This window comes from Bradyrhizobium sp., from assembly GCF_019244115.1.
In the GTDB taxonomy this organism is placed as follows: domain Bacteria; phylum Pseudomonadota; class Alphaproteobacteria; order Rhizobiales; family Xanthobacteraceae; genus Bradyrhizobium.
This window is the reverse complement of sequence record NZ_JAFATE010000770.1, coordinates 1-3614: the sequence shown is the minus strand read 5'-3', so window position 1 is coordinate 3614 and position 3614 is coordinate 1. Positions and strand designations below refer to the sequence as shown.

The 3614-nt window shown below is 63.1% G+C and carries 5 protein-coding genes; 2 read left to right on the top strand and 3 right to left on the bottom strand.

Annotated features, from left to right (window positions below; all coding sequences use genetic code 11):
• Positions 1–688 (top strand): DUF2182 domain-containing protein (locus JOZ76_RS32910; RefSeq protein ID WP_291705554.1); only part of this gene is annotated, 688 nt, incomplete at its 5' end.
• A 175-nt stretch (positions 689–863) separates the two neighbouring features.
• Here the strand turns inward: JOZ76_RS32910 and JOZ76_RS32905 are convergent.
• Both JOZ76_RS32905 and JOZ76_RS32900 read right to left on the bottom strand, forming a co-directional pair.
• The gene (locus JOZ76_RS32905) at positions 864–1130 is read right to left on the bottom strand and encodes a hypothetical protein (RefSeq protein ID WP_291705553.1); all 267 of its coding nucleotides are present in this window, start codon (positions 1128–1130) and stop codon (positions 864–866) included.
• Positions 1131–1239: 109 nt separating this feature from the next.
• Positions 1240–1443 (bottom strand): hypothetical protein, encoded by a 204-nt coding sequence (locus tag JOZ76_RS32900; protein WP_291705552.1) that lies wholly within the window; start codon positions 1441–1443, stop codon positions 1240–1242.
• A gap of 844 nt (positions 1444–2287) precedes the next feature.
• On the opposite strand from JOZ76_RS32900, the gene JOZ76_RS32895 reads away from it, so the two are divergent.
• A complete protein-coding gene (locus JOZ76_RS32895; protein ID WP_291705551.1) occupies positions 2288–2581 on the top strand; it encodes a hypothetical protein in 294 nt (97 codons plus the stop codon).
• A gap of 5 nt (positions 2582–2586) precedes the next feature.
• Here JOZ76_RS32895 and gatB read toward each other — a convergent pair.
• The coding region (gene gatB, locus JOZ76_RS32890) for an Asp-tRNA(Asn)/Glu-tRNA(Gln) amidotransferase subunit GatB (RefSeq protein WP_291705550.1) at positions 2587–3614 on the bottom strand (1028 nt) is incomplete at its 5' end.

Below are 3614 nucleotides of genomic sequence, written 5' to 3'. Positions count from 1 at the left end.
GATGACGGCGATGGGCGGGCTGCCAATGTCCGGCGGCTGGATGCTGCCAGTGATGTGGACGCGGATGTGCGGCGAAAGCTGGCCCGGCGCGGCGGCGTCGTTCCTCGTCATGTGGACCGCGATGATGCCGGCGATGATGCTGCCGGCGCTGATGCCGGTCCTGTGGCGCCATCGCCGGGCCTTCGGCCGTACGGCCGCAAATGTCGCAGACCGGCTGACTGCACTGGTTGGCGCCGGTTACCTCCTCGTATGGGTGGTGCTCGGCATGGCGATCTTTCCACTCGGTGCCGCGCTCGCGGCCATCGAGCTGCAACAGCCGGTCCTGGCGCGGGCCGCTCCGGTGGCCGCCGGCGTGGTCGTCTTGATCGCCGGCCTCATGCAGTTCACCGCCTGGAAGGCCGACCATCTCGTCTGCTTCCGCGCGGCGCCCGGGCGCTCCCTGCCTTCGGATGACGCCAGCGCGTTACGGCAGGGGCTGCGCGTTGGCCTGCACTGCACCGCCTGCTCCGCCGGACCGACGGCGATCCTGCTCGTATCGGGCATGATGGATCTGCGGGTGATGGCGGTCGTGACCGCCGCCATCACGCTCGAGCGTCTGGCGCCATCAGGAGAAGCGATCGCGCGCGCAATCGGCGCGGTAGCCTGCGCGGCCGGGTTGTTTTTGATCGCACGCGCCGCCGGGCTCTGATAACCCATTGCGTGACGAGACAAGTCTATCCCCTCATCCCGAGGAGCTTGCGTTAGCAAGCGTCTCGAAGGATGAGGCCCGCAAATGGGTATCGGGGCCTCATGGTTCGAGACGCCGCGCAAGAGTGCGGCTCCTCACCATGAGGATCTAAATTCCGCCGGCGACGTTGGCGGCTTCAGTGCGCGCTGATCCAGGCGCGCGCCTCGCGCTGGGCCCGCGCGATCTCGCTCTCCGACATCTGCGCGGCGATCTCGCTGCGCATGGCGACCGCGTCCTTGCGACCCTTCAGGGCGGCAAGATTGAACCATTTGTGCGCGGCGACCAGGTCGACCCTGCCGGCCCGCCCGCTAGCCCAATAGACCCCCTGCTCGAACAGCGTATCCGGCATCGCCGTCATCTGCACGGCAATGGCGGTATCCAAGTCGATCAGTCCCTGAAACATTCGTCGCAACTCCCCTCGAAACTCAAGCGGGCTGCGCTCGCCGAGCGCGGCTCCTGCCCGTCTGTTCAACGCTGACTTCCCCATGCCGATTGACCGGCTTATGGGCTGATTATGACCGATCAAATTTGAAAAGCGCTTTAAGTATCGCGGTGAACGGGCCGTGAATGCGGCCGGGCCACACGGCGAAATGGAGCTCGGAAAACAACGGATTGCCGACCATCGAGCCGGTTTCGCGCCCGCTGGCGCGTGGCCCGGTTAGCCCGACGATAACCATGATGCGCAAAGCGGCGGCGCTGCGGACCGCGCGCACCATCGGGAGACTGGAAAGTCAGGGGATCGTCTTTGGGGGGAGAATCTTACGGCCGGCTCGGCACCCCGGCTCGTTGAACGAGGGCGTCGGCGAACACGTCAGGACCAAATTTCATCTCGCGTGAAGCCGAGAATGAAACTGCGGGCCGGATTGGACCGCACCGAACGAAGAAACTCGTTTCTTCTGCCGGATCGGCTCGGAGGGCATTAAAGCCGTCAAAGTTCGATCCAGCCGTTTGACCTGATGTCTCGCCGACACCCTCTATCGTCGATCGGACCTTGGCGGGATCGAAGCTGTCTTCCAGGAGGCAGGCCGTCGTCGCTAGGTTCCAATGACGCGCCGGCCATCAAAGCCGCCGGCGATCTCGCGTTGACCCGCGAGAGTTACTTCTTCTTCTTGGCGACCTTGCGGGTCTTCTTCGCAGTCTTCTTCACTGCGCTCTTCGCCTTCTTCGCCTTCTTAGCCTTCTTCGCCATGTTGCCCTCCAGTGTGAGATGGCTCTACTCGCTGCGTGCACTCGGGGATCGAATGCACTGCATCTCGAATACACCAACGAGAGAAAAAAAACAGCTTCCGACTTAAAGAAGTGTTGACGCCTAAAGCCGGCAGTCGGCAGCGCGTGATTTGCCGTGATCACGAACTGCGCGCGACGACAGATGCGAGGAATGCGCATCCCATCGACGACGGGGAAAGTCAACATTGCAGGAAACGCTTGCGCCGCAGTTACTTTCGCGATTCGTATTTTGCGCGATCAAACACGCGACCTTTGCTTCGCAACGCGTCGCGATGGCGCAGAGTCGCACTGCGCGGACTCTGAGTCGGGAAATTTGGCAACGAAAAAATTTTCATGCTTAACGCCGATATCGCCGCTGACGGCCGGTCGAACCGTGGCTTTTTTGCGAATCGATGTCAGCGATTCGAAGGACGGCGGTTTGTCGCAGGCGATCGATTGAGCGCCTGCGGGTGTTCATCGCGCGACGCAAAGCGCTTGCAGAAGATCAAAGCAGCCGCGCAAGCAGGTGCTTCCGGCTCCATCTCACGCTATCGGATGCCGGCACCGACTTTCGACCTCGTCATGGCCGGGCTTGACCCGGCCATCCACGTCTTTGATGCAACAAGGAAGGTTTTTGGTCGTCGGTAACCGATCTAGAGGCCGAGCTTGGCTTTGAGCAGCTCGCTCGCCGCCTTCGGATCGGCCTTGCCGCCCGTCGCCTTCATCACCTGGCCGACGAACCATTGCACCGCGGCGGGTTTGGCCTTGGCCTGCGCGACCTTGTCGGGATTGGCGTCGACGATGCCGTCGACCACTTTTTCGATCGCGGAGAGGTCAGTGACCTGCTTCATGCCGCGGCTTTCGACCAGCGCGCGGGGATCGCCGCCCTCGTTCCAGACGATCTCGAACAGGTCCTTGGCGATCTTGCCCGAAATCGTGCCCTCGCCGATCAGGCCGACGATGGCGCCGAGCTGCGCGGCCGACATCGGCGAGGCGGAAATCGCCGTCCCCTCCTTGTTGAGGCGGCCGAACAGCTCGTTGATCACCCAGTTGGCGGCGAGCTTGCCGTCGCGTGCGCGATCGTCGAGCCTAGCCAGCACCGCTTCATAGAAGTCGGCGCTCTCGCGCTCGGCCACCAGCACGCTCGCATCGTAGGACGACAGGCCGAGGTCGGCGATGAAGCGCGCCTTCTTCTGGTCCGGCAGCTCCGGCAGGTGCGCCTTGAGGTCGGCGACAAAAGCCTCCGAAAACTCAAGCGGCAGCAGGTCGGGATCGGGGAAATAGCGATAGTCGTGCGCCTCCTCCTTGGAGCGCATCGAGCGCGTCTCACCCTTGACCGGATCGAACAGCCGCGTCTCCTGGTCGATCGTGCCGCCGTCTTCCAGGATATCGACCTGGCGTCGCGCCTCATATTCGATCGCCTGGCCGATGAAGTTGATCGAGTTCATGTTCTTGATCTCGCAGCGGGTGCCGAGCGGGCCGCCTGGCTTGCGCACGGAGACGTTGACGTCGGCGCGGAGATTGCCCTTCTCCATGTCGCCGTCACAGGTACCAAGGTAGCGCAGGATCGAACGCACCTTGCTCACATAGGCCTTCGCCTGCTCCGCATCGCGGATGTCGGGCTTTGAGACGATCTCCATCAAGGCAACGCCGCAGCGGTTGAGGTCGACATGGGACAGCG

Bases quoted from the DNA above. Each gene is read 5' to 3' on its own strand.
- JOZ76_RS32905 (WP_291705553.1), bottom strand. From the start codon at position 1,130: ATGTTTCAGGGACTGATCGACTTGGATACCGCCATTGCCGTGCAGATG.
- JOZ76_RS32900 (WP_291705552.1), bottom strand. From the start codon at position 1,443: ATGGTGCGCGCGGTCCGCAGCGCCGCCGCTTTGCGCATCATGGTTATC.
- JOZ76_RS32895 (WP_291705551.1), top strand. From the start codon at position 2,288: ATGCTTAACGCCGATATCGCCGCTGACGGCCGGTCGAACCGTGGCTTT.